At 68.7% G+C, this 25738-nt stretch carries 24 protein-coding genes and 3 pseudogenes; 13 read left to right on the forward strand and 14 right to left on the reverse strand.

Features of this window, described 5'->3' with window-relative positions; all coding sequences use genetic code 11:
* Window positions 1–53 precede the first annotated feature (53 nt).
* The 3 genes from ACWCRJ_RS31375 to ACWCRJ_RS31385 are packed head-to-tail and all read right to left on the reverse strand — an operon-like array spanning window position 54 to window position 3065.
* On the reverse strand, window positions 54–953 hold the full coding sequence (locus ACWCRJ_RS31375; RefSeq protein ID WP_450942471.1) for an ATP-binding cassette domain-containing protein: 900 nt from the start codon (window positions 951–953) through the stop codon (window positions 54–56).
* 8 nt (window positions 954–961) lie between these two features.
* A complete protein-coding gene (locus ACWCRJ_RS31380; protein WP_450942472.1) occupies window positions 962–2038 on the reverse strand; it encodes an ABC transporter permease in 1077 nt (358 codons plus the stop codon).
* 7 nt (window positions 2039–2045) lie between these two features.
* Entirely contained in the window at window positions 2046–3065 is a 1020-nt protein-coding gene (locus tag ACWCRJ_RS31385; protein ID WP_450942473.1) for a sugar ABC transporter substrate-binding protein, read from the reverse strand.
* A gap of 277 nt (window positions 3066–3342) precedes the next feature.
* Here ACWCRJ_RS31385 and ACWCRJ_RS31390 point away from each other — a divergent pair, with 277 nt between their 5' ends.
* Window positions 3343–4374 (forward strand): LacI family DNA-binding transcriptional regulator, encoded by a 1032-nt coding sequence (locus tag ACWCRJ_RS31390; RefSeq protein WP_286247519.1) that lies wholly within the window; start codon window positions 3343–3345, stop codon window positions 4372–4374.
* Between the two features lie 294 nt (window positions 4375–4668).
* Here ACWCRJ_RS31390 and ACWCRJ_RS31395 read toward each other — a convergent pair whose 3' ends face one another.
* Window positions 4669–5145 (reverse strand): hypothetical protein, encoded by a 477-nt coding sequence (locus ACWCRJ_RS31395; RefSeq protein ID WP_450942474.1) that lies wholly within the window; start codon window positions 5143–5145, stop codon window positions 4669–4671.
* A gap of 440 nt (window positions 5146–5585) precedes the next feature.
* Between ACWCRJ_RS31395 and ACWCRJ_RS31400 the strand changes: the two genes are divergently transcribed.
* The 3 genes from ACWCRJ_RS31400 (at window position 5586) to ACWCRJ_RS31410 (ending at window position 7466) form a co-directional block, all read left to right on the forward strand.
* Window positions 5586–6296, forward strand: coding sequence for a M23 family metallopeptidase (locus ACWCRJ_RS31400; RefSeq protein ID WP_450942475.1), 711 nt, complete (start codon window positions 5586–5588; stop codon window positions 6294–6296).
* Window positions 6297–6611: 315 nt separating this feature from the next.
* Window positions 6612–7043: a DUF4436 family protein gene (locus ACWCRJ_RS31405; RefSeq protein WP_450942531.1), complete on the forward strand. Its 432-nt coding sequence runs from the start codon at window positions 6612–6614 to the stop codon at window positions 7041–7043.
* Between the two features lie 9 nt (window positions 7044–7052).
* Window positions 7053–7466: a hypothetical protein gene (locus ACWCRJ_RS31410; protein WP_450942532.1), complete on the forward strand. Its 414-nt coding sequence runs from the start codon at window positions 7053–7055 to the stop codon at window positions 7464–7466.
* Here the strand turns inward: ACWCRJ_RS31410 and ACWCRJ_RS31415 are convergent.
* The 4 genes and pseudogenes from ACWCRJ_RS31415 to ACWCRJ_RS31430 all read right to left on the reverse strand — a co-directional run.
* On the reverse strand, window positions 7440–7874 hold the full coding sequence (locus ACWCRJ_RS31415; protein ID WP_450942476.1) for a TraR/DksA family transcriptional regulator: 435 nt from the start codon (window positions 7872–7874) through the stop codon (window positions 7440–7442). The genes ACWCRJ_RS31410 and ACWCRJ_RS31415 overlap by 27 nt on opposite strands.
* A 553-nt stretch (window positions 7875–8427) precedes the next feature.
* The gene (locus ACWCRJ_RS31420) at window positions 8428–8664 is read right to left on the reverse strand and encodes an acyl carrier protein (RefSeq protein WP_450942477.1); all 237 of its coding nucleotides are present in this window, start codon (window positions 8662–8664) and stop codon (window positions 8428–8430) included.
* A gap of 39 nt (window positions 8665–8703) precedes the next feature.
* On the reverse strand, window positions 8704–9453 hold the full coding sequence (locus tag ACWCRJ_RS31425; protein WP_450942478.1) for a transposase: 750 nt from the start codon (window positions 9451–9453) through the stop codon (window positions 8704–8706).
* A 168-nt stretch (window positions 9454–9621) separates the two neighbouring features.
* Window positions 9622–9966, reverse strand: a pseudogene (locus ACWCRJ_RS31430) (transposase); the annotation flags it as partial.
* A 66-nt stretch (window positions 9967–10032) separates the two neighbouring features.
* Between ACWCRJ_RS31430 and ACWCRJ_RS31435 the strand changes: the two are divergent.
* Together ACWCRJ_RS31435 and ACWCRJ_RS31440 are read left to right on the forward strand one after the other, a co-directional pair.
* A pseudogene (locus ACWCRJ_RS31435) lies at window positions 10033–11566 on the forward strand (ISL3 family transposase).
* Between the two features lie 237 nt (window positions 11567–11803).
* Window positions 11804–12001: pseudogene (locus ACWCRJ_RS31440) on the forward strand (Mu transposase domain-containing protein); the annotation flags it as partial.
* A gap of 372 nt (window positions 12002–12373) precedes the next feature.
* On the opposite strand, the gene ACWCRJ_RS31445 reads toward ACWCRJ_RS31440, so the two are convergent.
* The 3 genes from ACWCRJ_RS31445 to ACWCRJ_RS31455 all read right to left on the reverse strand — a co-directional run bounded on the left by ACWCRJ_RS31445 (window position 12374) and on the right by ACWCRJ_RS31455 (window position 16506).
* Window positions 12374–12817: a hypothetical protein gene (locus ACWCRJ_RS31445; protein ID WP_450942537.1), complete on the reverse strand. Its 444-nt coding sequence runs from the start codon at window positions 12815–12817 to the stop codon at window positions 12374–12376.
* Window positions 12814–15717 (reverse strand): DNRLRE domain-containing protein, encoded by a 2904-nt coding sequence (locus ACWCRJ_RS31450; protein WP_450942479.1) that lies wholly within the window; start codon window positions 15715–15717, stop codon window positions 12814–12816. The genes ACWCRJ_RS31445 and ACWCRJ_RS31450 overlap by 4 nt, the downstream gene beginning before the upstream one ends.
* Window positions 15718–16257: 540 nt before the next feature.
* Window positions 16258–16506, reverse strand: a complete 249-nt coding sequence (locus tag ACWCRJ_RS31455; RefSeq protein WP_450942480.1) for a hypothetical protein — start codon at window positions 16504–16506, stop codon at window positions 16258–16260.
* Between the two features lie 192 nt (window positions 16507–16698).
* Here ACWCRJ_RS31455 and ACWCRJ_RS31460 point away from each other — a divergent pair, with 192 nt between their 5' ends.
* Window positions 16699–16947, forward strand: a complete 249-nt coding sequence (locus ACWCRJ_RS31460) for a hypothetical protein (RefSeq protein ID WP_450942481.1) — start codon at window positions 16699–16701, stop codon at window positions 16945–16947.
* Window positions 16948–16998: 51 nt separating this feature from the next.
* Window positions 16999–18111 carry a WD40 repeat domain-containing protein gene (locus ACWCRJ_RS31465; protein ID WP_450942482.1) on the forward strand — a complete coding sequence of 371 codons (1113 nt, stop codon included), beginning with the start codon at window positions 16999–17001 and terminating at the stop codon, window positions 18109–18111.
* A gap of 141 nt (window positions 18112–18252) precedes the next feature.
* On the opposite strand, the gene ACWCRJ_RS31470 is transcribed toward ACWCRJ_RS31465, so the two are convergent.
* On the reverse strand, window positions 18253–19185 hold the full coding sequence (locus tag ACWCRJ_RS31470; protein WP_450942533.1) for an NADP-dependent oxidoreductase: 933 nt from the start codon (window positions 19183–19185) through the stop codon (window positions 18253–18255).
* A gap of 91 nt (window positions 19186–19276) precedes the next feature.
* Between ACWCRJ_RS31470 and ACWCRJ_RS31475 the strand changes: the two genes are divergently transcribed.
* Window positions 19277–20275, forward strand: a complete 999-nt coding sequence (locus ACWCRJ_RS31475) for a GlxA family transcriptional regulator (RefSeq protein ID WP_450942483.1) — start codon at window positions 19277–19279, stop codon at window positions 20273–20275.
* Between the two features lie 33 nt (window positions 20276–20308).
* On the opposite strand, the gene ACWCRJ_RS31480 is transcribed toward ACWCRJ_RS31475, so the two are convergent.
* Both ACWCRJ_RS31480 and ACWCRJ_RS31485 read right to left on the reverse strand, forming a co-directional pair.
* Window positions 20309–20968 (reverse strand): hypothetical protein, encoded by a 660-nt coding sequence (locus ACWCRJ_RS31480; protein ID WP_450942484.1) that lies wholly within the window; start codon window positions 20966–20968, stop codon window positions 20309–20311.
* A gap of 216 nt (window positions 20969–21184) precedes the next feature.
* Window positions 21185–22216, reverse strand: coding sequence for a hypothetical protein (locus ACWCRJ_RS31485; RefSeq protein WP_450942485.1), 1032 nt, complete (start codon window positions 22214–22216; stop codon window positions 21185–21187).
* A 191-nt stretch (window positions 22217–22407) separates the two neighbouring features.
* Here ACWCRJ_RS31485 and ACWCRJ_RS31490 point away from each other — a divergent pair, with 191 nt between their 5' ends.
* The 4 genes from ACWCRJ_RS31490 (at window position 22408) to ACWCRJ_RS31505 (ending at window position 25655) form a co-directional block, all read left to right on the forward strand.
* The gene (locus ACWCRJ_RS31490) at window positions 22408–22671 is read left to right on the forward strand and encodes a helix-turn-helix domain-containing protein (RefSeq protein ID WP_119580613.1); all 264 of its coding nucleotides are present in this window, start codon (window positions 22408–22410) and stop codon (window positions 22669–22671) included.
* 169 nt (window positions 22672–22840) lie between these two features.
* Window positions 22841–23701 (forward strand): DUF6083 domain-containing protein, encoded by an 861-nt coding sequence (locus ACWCRJ_RS31495; protein ID WP_450942486.1) that lies wholly within the window; start codon window positions 22841–22843, stop codon window positions 23699–23701.
* Window positions 23698–24180 (forward strand): hypothetical protein, encoded by a 483-nt coding sequence (locus ACWCRJ_RS31500; protein ID WP_450942487.1) that lies wholly within the window; start codon window positions 23698–23700, stop codon window positions 24178–24180. The genes ACWCRJ_RS31495 and ACWCRJ_RS31500 overlap by 4 nt, the downstream gene beginning before the upstream one ends.
* Window positions 24177–25655: a UvrD-helicase domain-containing protein gene (locus tag ACWCRJ_RS31505; protein WP_450942534.1), complete on the forward strand. Its 1479-nt coding sequence runs from the start codon at window positions 24177–24179 to the stop codon at window positions 25653–25655. Before ACWCRJ_RS31500 ends, ACWCRJ_RS31505 begins: the two co-directional genes overlap by 4 nt.
* Window positions 25656–25738: the final 83 nt, after the last annotated feature.

A 25738-nucleotide genomic window follows, 5' to 3' on the forward strand; every position in this document is an offset into this window, starting at 1 on the left:
GACGGGGTACCTTCCGGGGTGTCAGGGGAGGACGGTGGAGCGTCGGGGCCGGTTCACGCAGCCCCGTCCTTCGAGGTGGCCACGGGTGCGGTGAGGTCGTCCTCCTCGGGGAGTTCCTCGACGTCGACGCCGCGTACTTGGGCCAGTTCGTGTTTGAGGGCGGCGAGTTCGGTGCCCCCGGCCATGTGGTTGGTGAGTTCGTCCAGGGTGACCTGGTCGCGGGCGGCGCTCAGTTCGAGGGTGCCGAGGCGCAGGACGCTGAAGTGGTCGCCGACCATGTAGGCGTGGTGGGGGTTGTGGGTGATGAAGATGACGCCCAGACCGCGGTCGCGGGCGGCGGCGATGTACTTCAGCACCACACCCGACTGCTTGACGCCGAGGGCGGCGGTGGGCTCGTCGAGGATGAGGACACGGGCGCCGAAGTAGACGGCACGGGCGATGGCCACGCACTGGCGCTGGCCGCCGGAGAGGGTGCCGATGGGCTGGTCGAGGTCGTCCAGGACGATGCCCATGTTGCGCAGTTCCTCGTCGGCGGTCTTCTTCATCCTGTCGATGTCGAGGCGGCGGACGGGCCAGGGGCCGCGGGTGAATTCGGAGCCGAGGAAGAAGTTGCGCCAGACCGGCATCAGGGGCACGGTCGCCAGGTCCTGGTAGACGGTGGCGATGCCGGCGTCCAGTGCCTCGCGCGGGGTGGTGAAGCGCACCGGCTTGCCGTCGACGAGGACGTCGCCCTCGGTGTGCTGGTGCAGTCCTGAGATGATTTTGATGAGGGTGGACTTGCCGGCGCCATTGTCGCCCAGGACGCAGGTGACGCGGCCGGGGTGGACGCTGAGGTTCACGCCGTGCAGGGCGCGGACATTGCCGTAGGCCTTGCCGGTGCCGCGCAGTTCTACGACGGGGGTGTCGTTCTGGGATTCGGTGTCCGTGACGATAGCCGTGTTGGTGTTGGTCATGGGGTGGTTCACCTCCGGGTCGCTTGGCTGCGGACCCACAGATTGACGAGGGCTGCGATCAGGAGCATCACGCCGAGGAAGGCCTTGAACCAGTCGGGGTTCCAGTTGGCGTAGACGATGCCCTGGGAGACCATGCCGAAGATGAAGGCACCGATCACCGGACCCACGGCCGAGCCGTAGCCGCCGGTCAGCAGACAGCCGCCGATCACCGCGGCGATGATGTACAGGAACTCGTTGCCCACGCCCTCACCGGACTGGACCGTGTTGAACGAGAACAGCAGGTGCATGCCGACGAACCAGGCGCCCGCGCCGACGCCCATGAAGAGGGCGACCTTGGTGAAGTTCACGGGCACGCCGACGGCCCGCGCACTGTCCTTGCTGCCGCCGACCGCGAAGATCCAGTTGCCGAACTTGGTGCGCAGCAGCAGCCAGGTGGCGATCGCCGCGAACGCCAGCCAGTAGAAGACCGTGACCTTGACGTCGACGCCGCCGATGCCGACCTCGGAGGCGAAGACGGCCTTCGCCTGGTCGAAGCCGTCCATGTCGCTGATGGAGTCACTGGCCACATTGCCGGTGAAGATCTTCGTGACGGCGAGGTTGGAGCCCTGGAGGATCAGGAACGAGCCCAGCGTGACGAGGAAGCTCGGCAGGCCGGTCTTGATGAGCAGCCAGCCGTTGAACGCGCCGACGGCGAGGGACACGAGGAGCGCGACGATCACGCCGGTCCACACGTTCACCGTCAGCTGGAAGGTGAGGATTGCCGCTGTCAGGGCGGAGGTGGTGACCGCGACGCCGGCGGACAGGTCGAACTCGCCGCCGATCATCAGCAGGGCCACCGGAATCGCCATGATGCCCATCACCGAGGCCTGGTAGAGCACCGTCGCCAGCGAACTGGCCTCGCGGAACGAGGGAGCCACGGAGAAGAAGAACGCGTAGACGCCGATCGCGGCTATGAGCGCGCCGACCTCGGGGCGGGCCAGCAGCCTGCGCCCCAGCGAACGCTGTACGGTGCGGCCGTCCTTGTGGGCGGCCGGCGGAGCCGACGACGAGGGTGAGCTCGCCGCCGGTGCCGTTGCTTGGGTCATGATCAGATCACCGGGTGCCCTTCGCGGCGAACTTGGCGATCGTGTCGACGTTGTCTTTGTCGACGAAGGCCGGGCCGGTCAGCACCGGCTCCTCGCCACCGCCGCTGTAGTTTCCGTTGTTCTTGTAGAGCCAGAGTGAGTCCACGGCCAGGTAGCCCTGCAGGTAGGGCTGCTGGTCGACGGCGAACTCGATGTCGCCCGCCTTGATGGCGTCCGTGAGCTCCTTGTTCAGGTCGAACGTGGCGACCTTCGCCTTGCTGCCCGCGTCCGAGATCGACTCCACCGCCGTCAGCGCGAACGGGGCGCCGAGGGTGACGACCTGGTCGATCGAGGAGTCCTGCTTGAGCTTGGCCGAGATGGTCGACTTGGTCGCGGGCATGTCGTTGCCGTTGACGTAGAGGTTCTCGGTCTTGCCCTTGAAGGTCTTCTTCACGCCGGCGCAGCGCTGCTCCAGGCCGACGTGCCCCTGGACCTGGACGACGCAGAGCGCGTGCTTGGCGCCGGTCTCGTTGAGCTTGTTGCCGAAGGCCTGGCCGGAGACGGCCTCGTCCTGGCCGAAGAAGGAGAGCAGCCCCTGCTGCTTCCAGACGTCCATGCCGGAGTTGAAGCCGACGACGGGGATGCCGGCCTTCTGTGCCTTGGCGATGGCGTCCTTGAGGGCGTCGGGCTTGGCGAGGGTGACGGCGATGCCGTCGACCTTCTGGTCGATCGCGTTCTGGATCAGCGTCGCCTGGCCGCTGGCGCTCTCGTCGTTGGAGTAGATCAGCTCGACGTTGTCCTTGGCGGCGGCGGCCTGGGCGCCCTTGCGGATGATGTCCCAGAACGTGTCGCCGGACGGCGCGTGAGTGACCATCGCGACCTTCATACGGGGCGTGTCGGCCTTGCCGGCCGCGGCGTCCGCCCCGCCCTCCTCGGCCTCCTTGCCGCCGGAGCTGCTGGAGCAGCCCGCGAGGACCAGGGTGGCCGCGGCGGCCACGGCCACGACGGAGGCTGTTCTGCGAGAGCGGGGAAGGGAGGTTCGGTTCATGATTCGTGCACCTCACTGTGCAACTGTCAGGGTCGGTGGAACGGCGGCCGTCGGGATGGATGGTGGGTGTGGCGGCCCTGATGTCCTGAGCGAGCGCCTTGTGGGCGTCGTCGCCGACGCCCGGGCCGGAGACCACGATCCGCGCGGACCGCGCTTTCGAGCTGGCTTAGTCGGAACATCAGCACAATTTAAAACGCTTTAAGTTCTGGTACTATCGGATTGTTTCGCGAGCGTGTCAAGGGTGTTGTGCCAGCAGATTTCCGCAGGGGAGGCGCAAGTGGGCGACGGTGATCCCGTACGTCACCGGAATGGCGCGAACAAGCGTCCCCGGCTGGAGGACGTGGCCGCGCGGGTGGGCCTGTCCACCGCGTCGGTGTCCCTCGTGCTGCGTGGGGTGGCCGGTCCCAGTGAGCGGACGCGGCAGCGTGTCCTCAGGGCCGCCGCAGACCTCGGCTATCAGGTGGACCGTACGGCCAGCGTGCTCGCGAGCCGCCGCAGCCGTCTGCTGGGCGTCATGATCGACATCTACAGCCCGTTCCACGCCGAGTTGGTCGACCATCTGCATGTGGCGGCCGAGGAGGTCGGCTATGACCTGGTGCTCAGCACCCTGACGCGCACCCGCGACGAGCACACGGCCGTCGAGACGCTGCTCGCCTACCGCAGCGAGGCCCTGATACTGCTCGGCCCGACCGCCCCCGCCGCGACCCTCGCCGCGCTGGACCGCAAGTCTCCGGTCATCGCCGTCGGCCGCCGGATCTCCGACGCGGCCCTGGACGTCGTGCGCACCGCTGACGACGACGGGGTCGGCCAGATCGTCGACCATCTCGTCGGGCTCGGCCATCGTGCGATCACCTACGTCGACGGCGGCAAGGGCGTGATCGCCACCGATCGGCGCCGGGGTTACCGCACCGCCATGCGCCGCCACGGCCTGGACGAACACATCAGCGTCCTGCGCGGCGACCACACCGAAGCGGCCGGCGAGCGCGCCGCGGGCCAGCTACTCGAAGCCGGCGATCTTCCCACCGCCGTCGTCGCCTTCAACGACCAGTGCGCCATCGGCGTCCTGGCCGCCCTGACCCGCGCCGGGGTCGAGATCCCTGGCCGGGTGTCCGTGGTCGGCTACGACGACGACACCCACTCCCGGCTGAGCTGCTTCAATCTGACCACGGTCAGCCAGGGGGCCGAGGCGCAGGCGCGGCATGCGGTGACCGCGGCCGTCGAGCGCCTCGACCAGGACCGGACCGAACCCCGCGAGGTCGTCCTCACCCCGCGTCTCGTCCTCCGGGGGACGACGGCGAAGCCCGTCTGACGTATACGTCGTGCCAGGGCGTGCCCGAGCGGTTTGATGCAGATCAGCGGTTGGATCTTGTCGGCCGCTGGTGACACGGTTCGTGCCTGCGCCGCTGTAGGGCCGACCCGCCTCCCGGTTGATCCCGTCGCCAACAGCGGGGAAGCCGGCCAGGACTGGTGAGTTTTGCGGAGACTTGTCAGCTTGTCTCTTTTAGGACCAGGATCAGGACGGAGGAGTGATCCGGGCTGGGCGGACTCACACCGCGGGCTTCGACCCGGACACCATGATCAGCGTGTCCGGGTCGATGTGCCTTCAGCAGATGTCGAGGCGGTTGAAGTCGTACGTGACGTTGTCCGGGACTGTGTAGATCACGTTGGGGTTCGCAGGCATGTACCGGTGGTACGTGGGCCCCCAGAAATGGACTTCGGCTCCGCCGGTCTGATTGTTGCGAACGGCGAGCGCGTCGATGAAGTTCGAAAGCGACCGTGTGTCGCACTTGAACAGGTGGAAGACGCTGTGCATGCCGTCGCCCTGGCCGACCGACACGCAGGCGATTCCGGATGCCTCGGAGCACCACCGCAGGTACCAGTCCCGATCGGCACTCGATATGTTCCGCCACACCTTCTCGCCCGAGAACAGCGGGTAGATCTGCGGTGTCCATGCGGCCGTACCGGCCGCGGCGTTCTGTGCCGCCTGTGCCGGTGCCGGCGCCGCCAGCGGAACAAGGACTGCGGCGATCATCGCCGCGACCATGGTGGCCGTCCGATTCCTGATGCTGCTCAAGCTCATGTGATCTCCTCTGTAGTCGCAACCGATGCAGCCGTTCCTGGCTGATCGCGAATCAGCAACCGATCCAACCGACGGTTCGAGAAGGTAGCCGTGGGCGGCGGGGGAGGACATCCGGAACATGCGGGAGTCCCCTTCCTCACCCGATGGGGCACCCTGGCGCCGGAAAGCCAGGTGGTTCGTCGACAGGGAGGGTGGGGTTCCATACGGCTCCGACGAGGCAGAGGCACAGGACGGGTGGCCGCGGCTCTGGCCGTGTTCGTGGGGATCTTGACGATGCCGGGGGCCACGGCACCATCGACATCCGCCGCGCAGGGCGTCACGCGCTCGGGCGTCTGAGGCACCGGCCACCAGACCCGACTTCCAGACTGCCCTTCGCCTGTGGGGAGACGTGGCAGATCCAGACGTACCGGGGCCATGCGCCCGATGACAAGAAGCTCGACATGTACCGGGTCGGCGGGAACACCCGCGGCGCCCTGGTGGCCGCGTCCGCCGCCGACACGGTCACCGAGTTCTTCGAGCCGGGTGGTCTGGAGATCAACCACGGCAACGGCTGGTTCACGGTCTATCTGCACATGGACCGCATCGACGTACGCCTCGGGCAGCAGGTCGCCTCCGGGACCACGCTCGGGCGGCTGGGCCCGGGCGGTACGAGTTCGGCGCATCTGCACTACGAGCAGCTCTACGACACGAACGGGGACAACAACGCCGAGAACGACGAGATGGTCCACCCGGTGATCCGGGGCACCGAGTACCGGCTCTCACCGGACGGGTCCTTCCCTCAGGTGACCGGCACCGACGCCTGTGGAGGCGGAGGCGATGAACCCGCGCGGTACTGGGTGGACACGTTCGCCGACGCGACCGGCTACGCCGCTGTCGACCGAGTCGGCGACAGCAGGCCCGAGTGCGCGCCCCAGGGCAAGCTGTACAAGGGCACCAACTACGTTCTGTGCACGAGGGAGGGCGACGAGGTACGGGTGGGCAGCTCGTGCAACCACTACTGGCTGCTGACGGATCTCGACGAGGTGGTGCCCGGCGGGAAGGGCCGTGCCCATATGTCGGCGTACTACCTCCAGCGCTGGGGGAACGACGAGGCGAAGGACAACGACGGCGTGGTGATCCGCGACTGCCAGGCCCACGAGGTCCCCAGGTGACGCCTCAGGGACAGTCCGGCAGCACCGGTCGATCCATCATGCGTACACCGGGCAGCCAAGCCGTCCTGCTCGGTGCCTCGTCCGGGGAGGCGGACCCGGAACCATCCGGTGGAGTGGATGCCGTTCTCGTCGGTGACCGCTGTCCCTCGGGCAAGGTGGCAGTCGACGGAGAGGGCGTCGTTGTGCCAGACCCGGGTCGCCACGACGTTCTCGACGGTGTACTCGAGCGTGGGACCCACGGCCGGGCCGAGGCTGCACGCCGGGAGGCGGTCCTCGGCCCGGTCGCGGCAGAACTCGACGACGTTGTACACGGTGATGCGGTCCGCCGGTCGGGACGTACGTCGTTCCTCGTGCTCCTCTCCTTCGCCGTACGTCCATCCGGCGGCGGGCACCCCGCAGAACGCGGCGGCGACGCCTTGGTCCCCGACGGTGGACGTGGAAGCCGTCGTCCAGAGGGTCGACGCCGCGGGCAGAGAGCTGGTGCTGCGGGTCTGGGTGACCCCGCGCGGGGCCTTCGGAGAGGCGGACGGGGCGGCCCCGGTGGCCGAACTCGACCTCCAGACCTCGGGAACGACCCTCAGCGACCCGACGTTCGCGGCGCATGAACGGCTCACGACGAGAGACGTGCGGGTCGCGCTCACAGGCGGCTCGATCAGTGACTATCCGTTCGACACCTACGAGACCGACATCGCGTTCCGGGCGCGGCTGGACGGCAAGCAGGGACGACGGCGGGAGATCGCCACCTGATCACAGCCGATCAACGTCTGCTGGGACGCCGAAGCCGCGCTGCGTGCCGCACGGGCCCTCTTCTACGCGGCCATCGAGGACTCATGGCGCGCCACGAGGTCCGGCGACACGATCACGGTCGGTCTCCGCACCCGTCTGCGTCTGTGTCTGGCAGCGACACACGCCGCTCGCACGTCCGCGCACATCGTCCGGTGTACCGGCTCGGCGGCGGATTGGCGATCTACGACGACTCACCCCCTGCAGCGCCGTTTCCGGGGCGCGACCACCGCCACCGCCCCCATGCAGGTGAGTCCGGCCGTCTGGGAGACCACCGGCCGTATTCTGCTCTGTCCGGCCGCCAGCTCCTTCACGGAAAGGTTCAGGACCGAGTCCGGATCCGGCACTCGGTTTCGTTGCTCACGTGTTGTGCGGCGGACGCCGTAGCGTGTGGCCGGTGCGCGGCGGCCGCCGGGTGTCGGATCCGGCGCAGCGGACACACATGGTCGCCGCCGGACGGATCTCCAGGCGCTCGGGCGTGATCGTCATGCCGCAGCCTTCGCACCGTCCGTACTGTCCGCGGTCGAGTCGTTCCAGCGCCCGGTCCAGTTCCTCCAGGTCTTCGCGTGCTTGCGCGATGAGGGCGGCTACGTGGGCCCGCTCGAAAGCGGTGGTGCCTCCTTCGGGGTCGTGCTCGTCGTCGACTGCGATCAGGGCATTCGCCGCGACGATCCCGTCGAAGTTGCGGCTCAGCGCGGCCGCCCGGGCGAGGGTCTCGGCGCGGGCGGCCACGAGGCGCGCGCGGGCGGCCGAGAAGGCGGGCGACCCGGGGTCGTGGCGGGATGCATCACCCATGCTGTGAGAACGCCCCGACGCGGCTCATGGTTCCCTGTCCACGACCACCGTCATCGACGCCGGAATCGCTCGCATCGGCGCGGCATGAGGGTGACCCGAGGCCCGCCCCGATGTGGTCCGGATCGCGCGCGAGGCGTCGGCGTTGCTGGTTGCCGGTTCCGTGGGCTCCCCATGGTTGAAGCAGACGTGGTGGTGAAGGGGGCAGTGTCCCGGGCCTCACCCATTGCCCATGAGGACGATCGTTCGGCTGAAGCTCATGGAGTTCGTCGCCGTGCGAGGAAGCAGCGGCTGCACGAGGTGCTGCTGGCCGAGCTGAACGCGGCCGCCCGCGCGGCACGGTGAGCGACAGCACCTGCCTCCTACACTTCCACCATCCCCGCGAGCGGCTCGGTCACCGTTGGCTTCCTCGCCAACAAGGGCGCCGCCAACACCGCTCCGACCGCGTTCACCTCAACGGCACCACTGCGCCACCGTTTGACTCGGCCGTACCCGCCGACCGGCGGGGGCACGTGCCCCCGCTGGTCCGGCACGCCGTCGACGACGACGCGGCGGGTCAGACCAGGCGCGAGTGGACCTTGAGGGACAGGTCCTTCAGCCCCTTCGTCTCGAAGACCTCGATGACGTCCATGGGGATGCCGTATCTCTCCTCCACCATCGCCGCGATCTGGATCGCGGCCAGCGACGAGCCGCCCAGATCGAAGAAACTCACTTCGGGGGGAATCGCCGGCCGCTGCAGAACCCTGCCGAATATCTCCAACAGGTCCTTCGTGATGTCCTCGACTTCGCGCACAGGTGTCCCTTCTGCGTGGAGTTCAGTTACTGAGCGTTTTCAGCGTTGCCTCTCCAGGGTGAGGACGGCTGCGGCGATGACCGTCATGCGGTTGGGGCTGCAGCGGGCCCGGCGGAAGATGCGCCAGGACTTCAGTCTCGCGACGCTGCGTTCGACTGGCGCCCGCGCCGCCGAGAGGGCCCGGTTGATCGTCCGCTGAGTCGCGGTGAGGTCCTGATGCGGGAGCCGTCTGACCGGCGTGGTCACCCAGGGGCCGGCCCCGATGTAGGCGCGGTCGGCGAGAACGGGAACGCCCTGGCGTTCGCAGATTCGGATGATGCGGTGGGTGCGGGCTGCGGTCAGGTCGTGGGTGCGGCCGGGCAGTGCGGGCGAGATCCACAGCAGCCTGCCCGCGGGATCGGCGACGACCTGCACGTTCACGCCGTGGCGGCGGTGCTTCTGGGAGAAGTCGGCCCGGCTGTCGCCGACCCGGTCGCACTCGGCGAGCGTCCCGTCGAGCAGGACGTGCGCGGGATCGGTCTCCCGCAGGACCCGCAGCAGGCCGGGCGCCCGGCGGGAGAGGTGGCCGACGACGGCGGTGACGTAGGCGTGGGCGGTGCCGACGGATATACCGAAACCGGCGGAGATCTGCGCGAGCGTGTCGTGCCGGCGCAGGTAGACCAGGGCGACGAGGGCACGCTGGTGAGGCGGGAGCTTGCAGCGGCGGTCACCCTCACGGGTGACGATGAGCATGGTTACCCACTCGACCAGGGCGTGCGGGAGGTCGAGTGCGGCAGGATAGGGAACCAACGAGGCTCCTGCGCTGATGAGTTGAGACGTCGAACACCTCTCTCAACGGCACGGGAGCCTCGTGCGTTGCGGGACGCCGGCCCGTCACCCGATCAGTGGCCACTCTGAAAGAGCTCACTGTAGGACCTCTAAGAGGGCGTTTGATCTAGGAAGATTGCCCCTTATCTCCTAGTAAGTTCCTCGCCAGGTCGGGGTGGTCTCGTCCGTTATGCGCTTGGCGAGGTTGTCGATCGAGGCGACGTGGATCATGGCCTCGGAGCTGGCGGGAAGGGTCTCGTAATCGCGGGCGAGGCGACGGAGCATCATGATCCATCCGATGCTGCGCTCTACCACCCAGCGCCTTTTCACGACATGAAAGCCGCGCTTCTCGGGGTTTCTGTTGACGACCTCAACGTCGATTCCGAGGGTGGCGCCGTGCTCGACGACTGCGTTCTTGAAGCCGGTGTCGACCCAGCTTTTCGCGATGGTCGGGTAGGTCTGTTTCGCTTGGTCGCGGAGGCGTATTCCGGGTCTGTCAAACGAGCGGCCCTGTCTCACATTCGGTGGTGACGGAGAGTCGTGAGGGTCGTTGACATTCGAGTGAAGGATGTCAACGAGCTTGTGCAGACGGTGTTCTCGGGTCTTTCCCCGCTGGTCGTCGAGGATGTGGTCGATGAAGGTGAGCGGATCGTGGTGCGGGCACGGACTCCGCGGGACACTGCGGTCTGCCCGGTGTGCGAGGCCCCGTCGGAACGCGTGCACGGTTATCACTGGCGGACAGTCGCGGACGTGCCGGTCGATGAGCGACGGGTGGTGGTCCGTGTGCGGGTGCGGCGTCTGGTGTGTCCCACGCGCGGCTGCCGCCACACCTTCCGCGAACAGGTGCCCGGCGTCCTGGACCGGTACCAGCGACGCACCGCTCGTCTGACCAGGCAGTAAAGGCCGTGGTCAAGGAGTTAGCGGGCCGGGCCGGGGCACGTCTGCTGGCGATACTGGCGGTGAGCCTGTCGCGTCACACGGGCCTGCGCACCCTACTGCGGATCTCCCTGCCCACCGGGCGGGTGCCCCGTGTGATCGGCGTCGACGACTTCGCCCTACGCCGGCGGCACCGCTACGCCACCGTGATCATCGATGCCGAGACTCATGAACGGATCGACGTGCTGCCCGGCCGCACGGCCGACACCCTGAAGGCGTGGCTGCGCGAGCATCCGGGCATTGAGATCGTGTGCCGTGACGGCTCAGCGACCTATGCTGAGGCGATCCGGCGCGCCCTGCCTGACGCGGTGCAGGTCGCGGACCGGTGGCATGTGTGGCACAACCTGTGCGAAGCCGCTCTGAGCGAGGTCAAGGCGCACAGCACCTGTTGGGCCACTGTGCTGGACGCGCCCATCTACGACGGGCCCCGCGCCCAGACGACCCTGGAACGCTGGCACCAGGTCCACGGGCTGCTCGACCAGGGCGTCGGCTTGCTCGAGTGCGCCCGCCGTCTCCAGCTCGCCCTGAACACCGTCAAACGCTACGCGCGAGCCGATCGACCTGAGCGCATGCTCCGCGTCCCCAAGTACCGCGCCAGCCTCGTCGACCCCTACCGCGAGCACCTGCGCAAACGCCGAGCCGATGACCCCGGCGTCCCCGTCAACCACCTCTTCGAAGAGATCAAAGCCCTTGGCTTCACGGGCTGCCTGAACCTCCTGCACAAGTACATCAACCAGGGCCGCGCGGACGCCGACCGCAGCCATATCTCCCCGCGCAGTTCGCCCGGATGCTGCTGACCAGGCCCGACAACCTCAAGGACGAGCAACACGAGCTCCTGGCCAAGATCACCACCGCCTGCCGCGCGATGACCCAACTGGCCGCCGGTATCAGGGACTTCGCCCCGCTCCCTGCGCCACACGCCGACAACGCCGACTCGCTCACGCGCTGGATCGCCCAAGTCCGAGCAGCCGACCTGCCCCATCTACATGCCTTCACCCGGGGCCTGGACCGGGACGTCGACGCCGTGATCGCCGGGCTCACGCTTCCATACAGCAACGGCCCCACCGAGGGCGTCAACACCAAGACCAAGCGGATCGCACGCCAGATGCACGGACGAGCAGGCTTCACCCTGCTTCGGCACCGCATCCTCCTCGGATAGCGGCACGCTCCGTCACCACCGAATGTGAGACAGGGCCGAACGTCTTACAGTCCCTCCCACCGGCAAGGGCCGGGTCGAGCGGCAGGTCGACATCGTTCGGGACCACGTCCTGGCCGGCCGGGCCTTTGTCTCCATCGAGGAGATGGACTCTAGTTCATGGCCTGGGTTCCCTTGCGGTGGGTCCGGACCCACCGCACCCACGGCGAGGTCATCGGCCTGCGGGCCGTCCGGGACCACATGGCCTTGCGGCCGCTGCCCCAGACGCCCTATGTGGGCACCCAGAGACATCTGCGGCCGGTCGGTAAGGACTGCCTCGTCGCCTTCGCCGGAAACCTCTATTCGGTGTCGGCCCGCAAGGTTCGCTCCCGCCAGCTGATCGAGGTCCGGGCCACGAAGTCCCAGGTCATGCTGCACTCCACCATCGCCGATGCCGACGGCTCGACGTTGCTGGCCGCTCACCCGCGAGCGGTCGGCAAAGGCGTTCGGGTCGTCGACGAAGAGCACTGGGACGGTCTGCCCGACGGCAGGAACCGGCGTGTCACCACCGGCGACATCGTGCCCTCGCCTCGTCATGAGGCACCTCTGGGCGAGGAAGCCGGGCCGCTGCAGGCCCTCGCGGAACAGCTGTCTGCCTGGCCACGGCCGCCCCACGACCTCGCACCCAGCGCACACGGGTTCGCGAGCGGTTCCTGGGACGTAACCGCGTGCTCGGCCGAGTCCGAACAGCGGGAATATGGGCCATACAAGCAGCGTGCCGCCCCCACTGGAAGCTTGGGGGCGCCACGAACTATGTGGTGGGGAGACCTTTTACGCCTGTACGTGCGGCCTGATCGGCGCGGATCCGCGCGCCTCGATGATGCACGCGGCGGCGATGCCCAGGGCGGACACCGCCATAGCGGCACCGAACACGATGTCCGGCCCGGGGTCCTGGCCGAGGACGTTGATCAGTGCTCGTGCGGCGATGGCGACCTGGCCCAGCGCGACGACCACCAGCCACCCCGCGCGCACCGCCCGTGGGGTACGCGAGCGGATCTTCTCCAGTGCCAGGAGCGCGGCGGCGCCTACCAGGGCGACCACGATGGCGAGCATGGTCGCGGCGTACAACGCCGTGTCCAGTGCCGAGGTCTCGGTGTGATCGAGTTCCGCCGTGTCCGGTGGCAGGGTCGTGATCAGCACGGCGAACAGCCCGATGTAGGCCACCTGCAGGAGCAGAAGGACGGGCGCCACGCGCTGGCTGAGTATTGAGGTCACTTGTTGCTCCTGACGAGGCTGCCGCTCTTGATGATCCACAGGCTGCCATTCTTCTGGGCGTTGATGCACGCTTTCTTACTGCGGGTGCCGGCACTGGTCTTGCCGTCGTTCTTGCGTCCGATGCCGCGGCCGATGGAGTTGTTGCGCAGGTCCATCTTCTTGTCGACCCCCTTGGACTTGGACTCGTGCCGCGTCGCGATCTCGTACGCGTCCTTGGTGGAGAGGCGAATTTCCATCAGCGCGTTCCAGTAGCAGTGGCGGAACGCATCACCAGTGCCTTGGAAGAGAGTGTTGTCCGGGTAGAGCTGCTGCGCCTTCTTGAAGGCTACGTTCGCCCTGTCGTGCGCGATCGAGCAGTCGTAGGGGTTCCAGAAGCAGTAGTCGCTCTCCGCCTCGGTGACGCTGCCGTAGCCGTAGCCCGGGTCCAGGAGAACCGGGTAGGTGACGCTCTGGCCGGTGGCGGGTGCGAGGGAGACGACGATGTCGTCGCCGGACAGGGTCATCGTGACGGGGACGGTGTTGCCCTTGGCGTCCAGAGCCAGTGGGGCGGTGATGAAGGTTGTCAGGCCGCCTGCCGGGCTTGAGATCATCATGGTGTTGTTCTCGCCCTCGGTGATGACTTCCCCGGGGCCCAGGGTGGGCTTGTAGGTGAAGGAGGCCGGGGCGTTGGGACTGCGCAGCAGGTGGAAGACCTCGACCGCGCTGTTGTTCTTGCGTATGGCGAGGGTGTCGGCGTCGGTCTGGGTGTTGGGGTAGATGACCAGGTCCGTGCTGCTCAACTCTGCCGGGGAGGCCATGGCGGCGGGCAGATTGACGGCGGTCTGGGTGTTCCCGTCGGAACTGGTGCCGATGATGTCCTGGTCGGCGCGTTCGGGCAGCTGGGCGATCGGGACGGCCTTGGCGGAGTCCTCGGTCTCTACCGCCTCGGGGTCGATCTGCTCGACGAAGTCGGCCGGTGTGTCGTCGATGTCCGGGTAGCTCTCGTCCGCGGGGGGATCCTCGACCAGGCTGTCGTCGTCGACCGGTGGGTGCAGGGTCTCGAAGAAGTGTGTCTCGGCGATGTCGTTGATGAACGAGGCGGAGAGGCTTCCCTTGATGCTGCCCACGAGGAAGTTGTAGGTGCCCCACTCGGACCAGACCCCGTTGGGGTTCTTCACCCGGGCGGTCAGGATGTTCGTCCCCCGGGCCGCGGGTGCCAGAGGGAGGGTGGCCGTGCCGCCGGTGAGTGTGGCGACGACAGTGGTGCCCTCGTTCAGGCTGTACTCGGCGGAGACCGCCTTGCCCGCCGGGTCGGAGATTTTGAAGGTGCCGCTCTGTCCCGGGTCGCCGTGCCACAGGCCGTCGGCCGGATAGGTGGTGGAGGACAGGGTGGGTGCGGCGGGCACGGAGGTGTCGATGGTGAGGGTGCGCCAGGCCGACCACGTGCCGTTCCAGTCGGTGCCGTCGTAGGTGGAGATGCGCCACTTGTAGGACCCGGTGGCCAGCGTCGGCGCGGTCCACGAGCCTGTGGCTGCGGAAGCGGTGTACGGCGTCTGCCCTGAAGCGATCTTGGTGGTGCCGTCGGCGTTCCACACCTCGATGGTGAAACGGACGGTGTCACCATCGGGGTCGGTGGCCTTCGCCGACAGGGTGGGCGTGGTGTCGGCGGTGACCGTGCCGTTGGCCGGACTGACCGGGAATGCCACGCCGGGCTTGGTGTTGTACGTCACCGACAGCGCCGGCTCGGTCGGGCCCTGGGAACCGTCCACGTAGTTCGCGGACCTGAAGCGGCGCCAGGTCGAGGAGTCGGTCTCGTCCACGCCCTTGATCTGCAGCCCGTGGTTGGGCTCTCCGTCCGCCCATGCCTGCGCGATGCCGGCCAGGTTCCAGCGCATGAAGTTCGCCGGGCAAGCCGCGTCGTGGCCGTACGACGACGTCGAGACAGCGGCCCCGGTATCGGTCGTCGCCGGCTGGGCGCCCCACGTCACCGCGCTCGGGTCCCAGCTCTCGGTGATCCGCCGTGCCGCAACGCCGGCACCTGTGGTGGAACAGCTGGAAGACCAGTACGAGTGCAGCCGCAGCTCGGCGCTGAGGATGTGCTTGCCGGCGTACTTGGCCACGTCGAACTTCACGTAGGAGCGGGCCTTCGTGGTGCCCGCGTCGTACGTGCCGGCTTTGAGTTCGGTCGAACCGCGCTGCGAGTCCGGATAGTTCGTAGCGACCCAGGTGTCGGTCGACGCGGCGAGCGTGGTCGTCGGGTCGATGGTGACCGGGTAGCTGACGCTCGGGTCCGAGAGGAACTCCTGACTCGGGCGCAGCACGAGGACGGTGCCCTCCGCGGTCTCCTCGACTGTGGTGGCGATCTCCGCCGAGCGAGCCGGGTCACCGGACTTGGGATCCGTGCCACTGCCCCACATCCGGGGCGCGGGTGCGCTGGCTATGAGATCGCCGTCGCTGTCCTCCAGACGCAGGTGCCGTTGACTGGTCTTCTCCAGGTCCATCCCGTCCAGCGTGACGGGCAGCCGCAGCTCGACCGGCTCAGTGGGCCGCTTCTTCAGGATCAGCGACTCGGTGAACCCGTGTGGCAGAGCGGTGACATGCAGATCGCCGTCCGGGACGACCGACGGATAGACAGCGGTGGCCCCATCCACCCGGGGTTCCGGGAGAGCCTTACCCCAGTCCAGACCGAAGGTGAGCGCGCCCCGGCTGACCGAGGCGAAGTCCCCCGAACCACCGTCGGACAGAGTCACCTCGGCGACAGCGGTATCCGGCTCCAGACTGCTTCCCGTGTCGACGAGCGTGGTGTCGATGCGCTTCCACTGCCCGCCCTCGCGCACCCGGATGTCACCGGACGCGGTCTCCGTGGTCAGGCTGCCATCCGGATTGACCCACGTCGTGGAATCCGCAGAGCGCTCGGACACGGCCTCGACACGCGCGCCCCCCCAGCACTGCGGCCAGCCGGGCGGACTGAACATCCGCGGCCTTAGTGACCTTCTGCCGCGCAACCGCGTTCTGCGCCGAACCCTTGTCCGCCTCGGCCGTCACATCGGCCGCGTAGGTCGCCCCTGCCGCGTGGACGGCCAAACCAAAAGACAGAGCCAGAGATGTGGCCACCGTTGTGAACCTTCTGTTCACATACCCCCCTATTTTTTGCACCTTGCACACTGCTGTGCGTCACATGAAAAGGTGACGGACCGTAAAGATCATAAGTAAGGGCAACGTAAAAGCCTCCTGCCGTAAGGCCGACTAAAGGCATGAACGGCCATGAAATTGCGGTGACTTCGCACACACCGGTGAGCGGACCGATGTCCTGCCCGACCGCAACGCTGGACGGGGTGACCAGTCGGGGCGGTAGGCGGTGGCGTGTGGAGGGTGGTCGCTTTTCGCGAAAGGCTTCATAGGGCTTCAGCCGGACAGCCCTCGTGCGCTATGGGTGGGGCCCGGCGACATTGCTGGGCGGTTCACCGGGAAGTGCCTTCGCGGGAGGCGCCGATGAGCAAGCGCAGCACCGGCACGGATGGGCCGGCCGCGGCGAGTCCGGCCAGCACCGCACCCGCGACGGGAGCGCCGGTGAGCGCAGTCAGACCGCCCGCCACCAGGCCGATGACGAGTGCGGTGAGCAGAACAACGGTGGTGTGGAGGGACAGGAACGGCGACTCCGGCTCGGTGCCGCCCGCTGGGCCGGAGTCCACCGGCGGGTTCGGGTTCATGCCTCTCACCATGCTTGCCAATTGCAGGCTGACCTGCACGGATCGAACAGTCCGGACGTATTTCGATCAGGACACGCACACTGCTGAACACGCCTGGTCGACTTGCTCCGTGTTCAGTGGTGTTCAGTCAAGTTCGGTGCTGTCAGGCGGTTGCCGCTCTAGCCTGGGCACAGGGGCGAGCCGGGGGGCGGCATGGTGCAGGGCACAGAGGACATCACGTATGAAAAGGTGCTCCGGCAGTTAGGGCAGGAGCTCACAAATCTGCGCTCGGAGCGGGGTGCGCCGTCTTTTGACCGCATCCGCGCTCGCGGGCTGAAGGTTCTGCAGGACGCTGCTGCAACCAGCGCCTGCTCGAAGGGGACCATGAGCAAGGTCTTCGTCGGCGAGCAGTTCATTTCGCTCGACAAGCTCATCTGGCTAGTGCGGGCCGTGATGTCTTGAGACGAGTACGGCGACGAATGTCTCCCGCCCGACCGCCGTGCTGCGGAGCTGATGCCGTGGCGCAATCGCTGGCAGTCACTCAATGCTCTGCGCACCGCTGTGCGTCGGCGGCCGACGCTCGCTGCCTCGCCGCAGACATCCGAACCGGAAAGGACTGCACCGGGAAGTCTTGTTCCCCCAGCGCGCCCTCTTCCCGGGCCACACGCCGCCGCTGTCACACAAGGTCGCTTCACCTTGGCCGGCCACACAGGGCCCGTCATGTCGATGGCGTTCTCCCCGAACGGCCGTTTCCTCGCTACGGCTGGCGACGACAGGACCGTGCGGCTGTGGGACCCGGTCACCCGTACTCCGGTCGGCGACCGGCTCACCGGCCATGCCGGATCCGTCTACTCGGTGGCCTTCTCCCCGGACGGCCGTCTCCTCGCCACCAGCGGTAAGGACGGAACCGTACAGTTGTGGGATCCCGTCACCCGGCTGGCAGGCCAACATCGACCGCTTCGCCGCCGAGACCGAGTACGACACCATCCTCCCCGGCCACGGCGAACCGACCACCCCCGCCATCTGGGCCGAACTCACCGACTACGTCAACGCCGGCCGCGAACTCCTCGGCGACGACGGCGACGCCTACAAGAAGGCCATCACCGAGCGCTACCCCACCTACCAGGGCGCCGCCCTCATCGACGTCGCCAACGCCTACATGTTCGGCCCCAAGAGCTGACGCGTCTCCTGGGCCGGCGACGCCCGCGTCCACGCATCTCTCCCTCGAAGCGACACCTCGCCCGCCACGCCCGCCTGGCCGTCTCCAGCTGCGACCACGCGCGCACAGCGGGCGAGGTCGTCGAGGCCGGGAGTGAAGACCTCGTTGATCACGAGGACGTGGAACAGGTGGACAGCCCTCATGTCCTCGTAACCGGCGAGCGGTTCTGCTGGGCGAAGGCTCGCAGTCACGCCAGGTCGGTGGCCCGTGTGCACAGCCCGACGCCCAGGTGGACACGCGATGTGGCGGCGGCGGGCAGGGCCCTGCTCCGCAAGAGCACACGCCCCGCCGATCACCGAGAGCGTGTCCTCCATCGTCGTGATCGGCACCGCAACCACCAGTCAGTGCGTCGTGACCGGGCGTGGATCGGCGTTCGTGCGCAGCGACCACGTCACCAAACCCCTTGAGGGAAATCACCGTCGGCCGGAGAAAACCTCACCGTGCCCAGTAACGCGCGCACCGCGCATCCGGACAGTGCGCTGCCGCGCGGGGTGACGTGGAGGGGCCCGGGTCACGGCAGCCGTGACCCCGGCATCCGGCCCGGCGGGTCAGCGGACGGTGAGGACGATCTTGCCCGTCGTGCGCCCCGTCTCACCCAGCGCGTGTGCCTCGGCGGCCTGGGCGAGCGGGAACGTAGCCTCGATGTGGGCCCGGAGTTTGCCCGAGCCGGCCAGGTCGGCGATGGCGCGCATGCCCGCGTGGTCGGCCTCCACGAGCAGCACTTCGAGCCGCACACCGCGTTCCGCGGCCTTCTCGGTCTCCTCCGGGGTGCCGCCGCCGAGGAGCGATACGAGGGTTCCACCCTTGCGCAGCACGCCCAGAGAACGGGTACGGGTCTCGCCCGCGAGGGGGTCGAGGACCACGTCCACGTCGGTGACGGCCTCGGCGAAGTCGACGGTCCGGTAGTCGATCACCTCGTCGGCGCCCAGCTCGCGCAGGAACGCGTGCTTGCCCGCGCTCGCCGTGCCGATGACGTACGCGCCGCGGGCCTTGGCGATCTGTACGGCGAGATGGCCGACCCCGCCCGCGGCCGCGTGGATCAGGACGCGCTGTCCCGGGCGGACGTCGGCGGTGTCGACGAGGGCCTGCCAGGCGGTGAGGGCGGCGAGCGGGAGGGCGCCCGCCTGAATGTGGTCGAGGGAGGAGGGCTTGGTCGCGAAGGACCGGGTGGGGGCGGTGACGTACTCGGCGTGGGAGCCGGCGCCGTGCGGGTAGGGCAGCATGCCGAAGACCTCGTCGCCCGGCTTGAAGAGGGTGACGCCGAAGCCGACCGCCTCGACGACGCCGGAGACGTCCCAGCCGAGGACGAACGGCGGCTCGCCGATGAACGCGCCGCCGGCCCGGTGCTTCCAGTCGGTGGGGTTGACACCTGCCGCGTGGACGGCGACGAGGATCTCGCTGACGCCGGGCGCCGGCCGCGGAACCTCGATCTCCTTCAGTACTTCGGGGCCGCCGTGGACGTCCTGGCTCACCGCACGCATCGATGCATTCGAATCAGTCATACGTCGACACTGCGGCAGGCGGCCATCACCCGGCAATGGCAAGATTGCCAGCATTCGATAGGATCGTGCCATGGGGCATGAGGTTCATCCGGTCCAGCTTCGGGGGCACCGCCCCCATCGCGTGGCCGTGCTGGCACTCGAAGGCGTCTACCCCTTCGAACTCGGCATCCCGAACAGGGTCTTCGCCTACGCTGACGGGCGATACGACGTGCGCACCTGCACCGTCGACGGACGCCCGGTGCGCACCAGGGCGGACTTCACGGTGGCCGTCGAGCACGGCCCCGAGGCGCTGGAGACCGCCGACACGGTGGTCATCCCGCCGTTCGACCACACCCTCGTCTCGGACGGGCTGACGGAACCGATGGCGGCCGCACTCGCCCGGATCCGGCCGGGTACGCGGATCGTGTCCATCTGCACGGGCGCCTTCCTGCTCGCGGCGGCCGGGTTGCTCGACGGGCGGCCGGCGACCACGCACTGGGTGTTGGCCGACACCTTCCGCCGGCTCTTCCCGAGGGTCGCGCTGGACGCCGAGGTGCTGTTCGTGGACGACGGCGACGTCCTCACCTCGGCCGGGGCCGCGTCCGGACTGGACGTCTGCCTCCATCTCGTACGCAAGGACCACGGCAGCGAGCTCGCCAACCGGGTGGCGCGGCGCTGTGTCGTACCGCCGTGGCGGGAGGGCGGACAGGCCCAGTACATCGAGCAGCCCGTCCCCGACCCGTCCTCGGCGGGAACGGCGGCGACCCGGCAGTGGGCCCTGGAGCGCCTCGACCAGCCGCTGACGCTCGCGGATCTGGCCGGGCACGCGCGGATGAGCGCACGGACCTTCGCGCGCCGCTTCCAGGAGGAGACCGGCACCAGCCCCGGACGCTGGCTCATCCAGCAACGGGTCCACCGGGCACGGCAGTTGCTCGAGTCCAGCGATCTGTCCGTGGACCGGATCGCGGGCGAGGTGGGCTTCGCGACGGGGGCCTCGCTGCGGCAGCATCTGCACGCGGCGATCGGGGTGTCCCCGCTGGCCTACCGGCGTACGTTCCGTACGGCGCCGACGGGACTGGGTCCCACCTGAACCAGGCACCCCGAAAGGGTAGTGCTCCGGTGATCAGTTGGTGTCGGGCTGGTCCTTGGCTGGGGCCGTCGTGGTCGCGGCCGGTTCCGGGGTGCCGGTGGTGGTGTAGTAGACGGAGCTGCCCTGCTTGGTGCGTTGGGCATGGCTCTTGGCGACAAGTCCTTCGACCGTGGTGCGTACGACGGTGGTCTTGATGGCGCGGTCGGGGTGTGCCTGGCCGAGTGCGGTGGCGATTTCCGCTGCGGAGCGGGGTTCGCTCTGATCGGCGAGGTGGCGGCGGATCAACTCGACGAGGGTGGGCTGGGCCGTCTTCGCTGCCGTTGTCTTGGCTGCGGTCTCGGGCTTCTTGGTGGCCGGTTTCTTGACTGCCTTGCCGCTTTGCGTGGCGGCAGTCTTCTTCGCCCGTACCCGCTTGCCCGCACCGGGCTGCGCGGTGGTCTTCTGCCGCGGTACCGAGGGAGGCGTTGCCGCCGCTTCGGGGGCAGGCTGCGCGGCGGTGTCTGTGGAGCCAAGTGCCTTTTGCATGCTCGTCAGCACGGTGTGGTCGTGTTGCAGGGCGCGCAGTTGTTCCTGCAGCGCGTCGATCTCCGCGCCGATGCGGTCCTGCTCCTTGGCATTGCGCTCAAGGTCGCTTGCCACCTGGGCCGTGTATTGCGATGTCAGTTCGGTAGTGGCGGTCTGGGCGTCAGGCATGATGCTGGCCTTTCCTCGGGGCGCGGCCGCGGGCTGAAGCAACCCCCAGAGCGGGCGCCTGGGCTGGGCGGTGATTCCGCAGGGCTTGATCGAGTCATGGGCGGCCGCACCTGGTGCAGTCTGTTCCCGTGTAGCGATAGTACGGGCGGGCGGAGCCGGTTGTTCCGCTCGGGCGGACGTCCTGCGCTCAGCCGCCCTCTCATCCACGCACCGCAGTCAGTGCCGTCGAGGCTCACTGGCCCGTGCTGTGGCGAGCTGTTGAGGCAGGTGCCAGAAGACCTCATCAGTTTCGCGGTCGTGGTGCCAAATGGCCAGTGTGCGCGTTGCCGTCAGCCGGTCGAGGAGTTCGGCGGCCTGGTGGGGTGAGTATCCGCACAGGCGGGCGAGCACACTCATGTCGGTATTGCCAGCGGCCCCCGAGGTGTGCGAGGCAAGGGTCAGTGCGGTCAGCTGCAAAGCTGCAGGCCGTCCGGTCGGCGGTGCCAGGGGAGTGGGGCGCAGGGCCCAGTGTGCGGCGCGGGCCCGGGCTCGGCTGCCCGGTTGCTGGGAGAGGACTGCGGCATCGAGCAGTTGCGCCTGCGTACGCGGATACTTGTCGGCCGTCCGGCGTAGCCAGCGTGTGTGTTCCAGCTCCTCCCACAGCTCGCTGCGGCTGCGCAGCCGCATGCTGCGCAGCAGGCCACCGGGAAGCTGGACACAGCCGTGGGCGTCGGAGCGCAGGGCGCACTGCAGGGCGAGCAGGCGGGCGCCGGGGGAGGTGAACTGGGGGAGTGCCGCTGCCAGATAGGTGAGCATCTCCCGCACACGGGTGCGTTCGGCCGGGCCGCCCGGCGGCCCGGGCCGGCATCGAGCGCGTCCGGGAGGGCGCGGGGCGAGGAGGGTGGCGGGGACAACGGCCGTGTGACTGGTGGCGGCCGCGCAGGCGGCGCAGGCGTCGGCGAGACGCCAGGTGCGGCCGCTGCGGTCACGGGTGAGGGCGAGGAGCACCGGTCCTGCACAGCCGCGGTGGCGGGGATGCCACTGGCAGCCGCGTGCCCTGCACTGGCAGGTACGCAGATGCCCCGGCAGGGCGTCGGTGCGGGCGTGCCGGGCCAGATGGGCCAGGGCCGCGGACCGTGCGGAGGCGGCCTGCACGGGGTGGCCGTGCAGCGTGCAGCGAGGACAGGTCAAAGCTGGTCCGCCCGGCTGCGGGCGCAGCTCCACCGTCCAGATGCGCTGCACCGTGGCGTGCGTGCTGGCAACGCGCATCGGCCCGTTGCCCTCCCCTCCGAATCCGTGCTGTCCAGGTGCCGTGCCCTCCCAGTGCAAGAGCGGGAGTCGGCCGCACCGTAGTGCAGATCCCTGCCCTCCCGCAGTGCCGAACCGTCCGTCGTCCACCTGCCTCGATAGTGCAGGAACCCGCACTGACAGGGCAGGGGTCTGCACCGTCGGATGGTGGAGTGACGATCTTGCCGCCCGACCCCGACCTCACTGCGCTGCGCGTGACGCTGGCGCGGCTGAGGGACGCGCGCGGCTGGACCTTCGACGAACTCGCCGCCCGCAGCGGCCTGGCCCGGCGCACCCTCATCGACCTCGAACACGGCCGCACCACCGGCAGCGTCACCACCTGGCACGCCCTCGCCCACGCCTTCGACGTCCCCATCGACCACCTGCTGGGCCCCATCTGCGACAACCACACCCCACCCGGCACCCCGGACTCCTGACCGCACTGCCCCCGCTCTCCCACCGTTTGACGATTCACCCGAACCGGCGAGCACGCATCAAACCTGTGTACGCCGACTGGCATGCGCGTTCGATGCCGCTGGGCCGCCCGGGGGACACGGCCCTGTCCATCCCCACCATCGCGCAGTGTCGCCTGACACGGTCCCCGCCATGCACCCCAACACCCTCTCCACCGGCCGCCACTGGGACGGCAGCCCCCGCACCACATCGACGCGCCGCCCGCTACGCGTGACCGCTACCAGCCCCAGCCGCCTGCTGCGCGCCGGCCAGAGCGGCCGCTGCCGCCGATGCGGCAACCGCATCGACTTCTACCAGCGCACCGACCAGCGGCCCATCGCCCTGCACCCCGCCGAACTGACCGCCGCCGACGTCCCCGAATCCTGCCGCTGGCACCTGAGCAGCGGCATCGCCCACCCCCACGGCGACGGCAGCACCTGGTGCCGCGTCCCGCACGCCATGCTCTGCCCGGACCGCACCCCCACCACCCGGACAGGCCCGCACCTTGACGCGGTACGCCGCCAACTCGCCATCCGCACCCGCTGCCTCATCGACACCGGCGTCTTCACCTCTGCCCCACCCGCCGCCTGCAAGCCACCCGCCGACAGCGACCGCCCCGCCCGGTCCATCGTGCAACTCCTACTGGGCCGCTACCTCGCCGAGACCCCCATCGAAGGCATCCGGTGTGTAGCCCAGACCCGACACCGCCACCGCTGCCCCCAGCCCGTCCTCGACCCCAACACCCCCCAAGGCCTATGGACACTGCTCCCCGCAAGCCCACAACGCGGCCAACTCACCCTGCCCGCCACACTCATGGCCGTCTACGACCTCAGCCGCCTGCCGTACACCGAGCAGATGCGCTGGCGCACCCAACGATGCCCCGCCCACGCCACCAATCCAGGCGCTGCCGACCTCGCCCTGGCCGGATGGCAGGTCTTCGACCCCCTCCTCCACGCGGCACACATCCACACCCGCCTGCCCCACACCACGCCCGGCCACCACGGGAAGGGATGACAATGCCGCACCACGCACTGGACATCACCCTGACCCGGCCCCTCACCCCAGCCGAACTCCACCAGGCCACCCGCACAATGCCGCTCGCAGCCAACCACGACACCACCCACCTCATGGCCCTGGTATCCGCCAAAACCCCAGGCAAGGCACTCAACCGACTGCGCCACCAGACCGGCAAACTGCTCCCCATCGACGTGATCACCACGCACTACCCCGACGCGGACGGCAAGATCCTCCTCAACGTCGCCTACCCGCCCGCCACACACGCTGACCTCCAGGCCGCCGCCAACAGCGCGGGACAACCACTCCGCCTCTTCCTCCAGATGGCCGTTCACCGGGCCCTGGCCGAGCACGCCAGCGCCGAGGCCGACCGCCTCGACCGGGCCCTGCAAGACCTGCTCGCCCACACCACGCCCGTCCATCTCATCGCGGCCGTCGGGCACGCCTTGACCCGCACTTCCGGAGCCGCGCCGTGCTGAAACCGACCGGCGAACAGGCCGCCGCGGCCGCCGCCTTCCACGCTGGAGAACACTTGGCCCTGCAGGCCGGTGCGGGCACCGGCAAGACCACCACGCTGGCCCAGCTCGCCCACGCCACCCAGCGCCGCGGCCGCTACCTCGCCTACAACCGGGCCATCGCCCAGGACGCCACCGCGCGCTTCCCCAAGAGCGTCCTGTGCAAGACCGCCCACGCCCTGGCCTACGCCGCCGTCGGCCACCGCTACGCCCGTCGCCTGAACGCCCCCCGCCGCCCCGCCTGGCAGACCGGGCAGACCCTCGGCATCACCAAAGCCCTCCGCATCGGCGACCGCGACCTGTCCCAAAAGACCCTCTCCTACGTCACTTTGCGCACCGTGGCCCGCTTCTGCCACACCGCCGATACGACGATCACCCGCCACCACATCCCGCACCTGCGCGGCCTGGAAGAGCCCAGCCTGCACGCGCAACTCGCCTCACACATCGTCCCGTTCGCCCGCAAAGCCTGGATGGACCTGCAACACCCCGACGACGGCGCCATCCGCTTCGACCACGACCACTATCTGAAAATCTGGGCCCTCACGAGTCCGAAGATCGAAGCCGACTTCCTGCTCCTCGACGAGGCCCAGGACACCAACCCCGTCGTCGAGCAGATCTTCCTCGCCCAACGCGACCACGCCCAGCTGATCATGGTCGGCGACTCCGCTCAGGCCATCTACCACTGGCGCGGCGCCAAAGACGTCATGGCCGGCTTCGACGGCACCCAGCTTGCCCTGTCCCGGTCCTTCCGTTTCGGCCCCCGCCTCGCCGAGGAAGCCAACCGCTGGCTGTACCTGGCCGACGCCCCCATCCGTCTCACCGGCGCCGACACCGTGCCCACCGAACTCGGCCCCGTCACCCGGCCTGACGCGGTCCTGTGCCGTACCAACGTCGGCGCCATGGCCCAGGTCATGGAGCTGCTGTCCGGCGGACACCGGGTCGCGCTGGCCGGGGGAGGAGACAGCCTGCGTGCTCTGGCTCTGGCAGCCCGCGACCTCAAGGAAGGACGCCGCACCACCCACCCCGAACTGGTGCTGTTCACCACCTGGGGCGATCTGCAGGACTACGCCGCCTACGACCCCGTCGGCCGCGATCTGCAACCCCTGGTCGACCTGGTCGACACCCACGGCGCGGACGCCATCCTGGCGGCCGTGGCCCATCTCGCGCCCGAAGACCAGGCCGAGGTGACCGTCTCCACCGCGCACAAGGCCAAAGGCCGGGAATGGGCGCAGGTGAAGATCGCAGACGACTTCACCCCACCCTCCGACGGGCCGCTGGACGGCATGGGGCAGGGGACGGTCCGCCGGATCGACGACAAGGAGGCCTGCCTGGCCTATGTGGCCGTCACCCGTACCCGGCGCCGCCTCGACATCGGCGGCCTGTCCTGGATCAACGAGCATCCGGAAGGAGCATCGGCCGGTCCTCAGCCACCGCGGTGATGCTCAGGGCGGGTTCCGGGCATTCGGAGCCTCTGCCTGGAAGGTGCACAGGGGAGCAGCGGTGCGGATCGCAATGATCCGGG

The sequence above is a fragment of the Streptomyces sp. NPDC002324 genome (assembly GCF_053593335.1).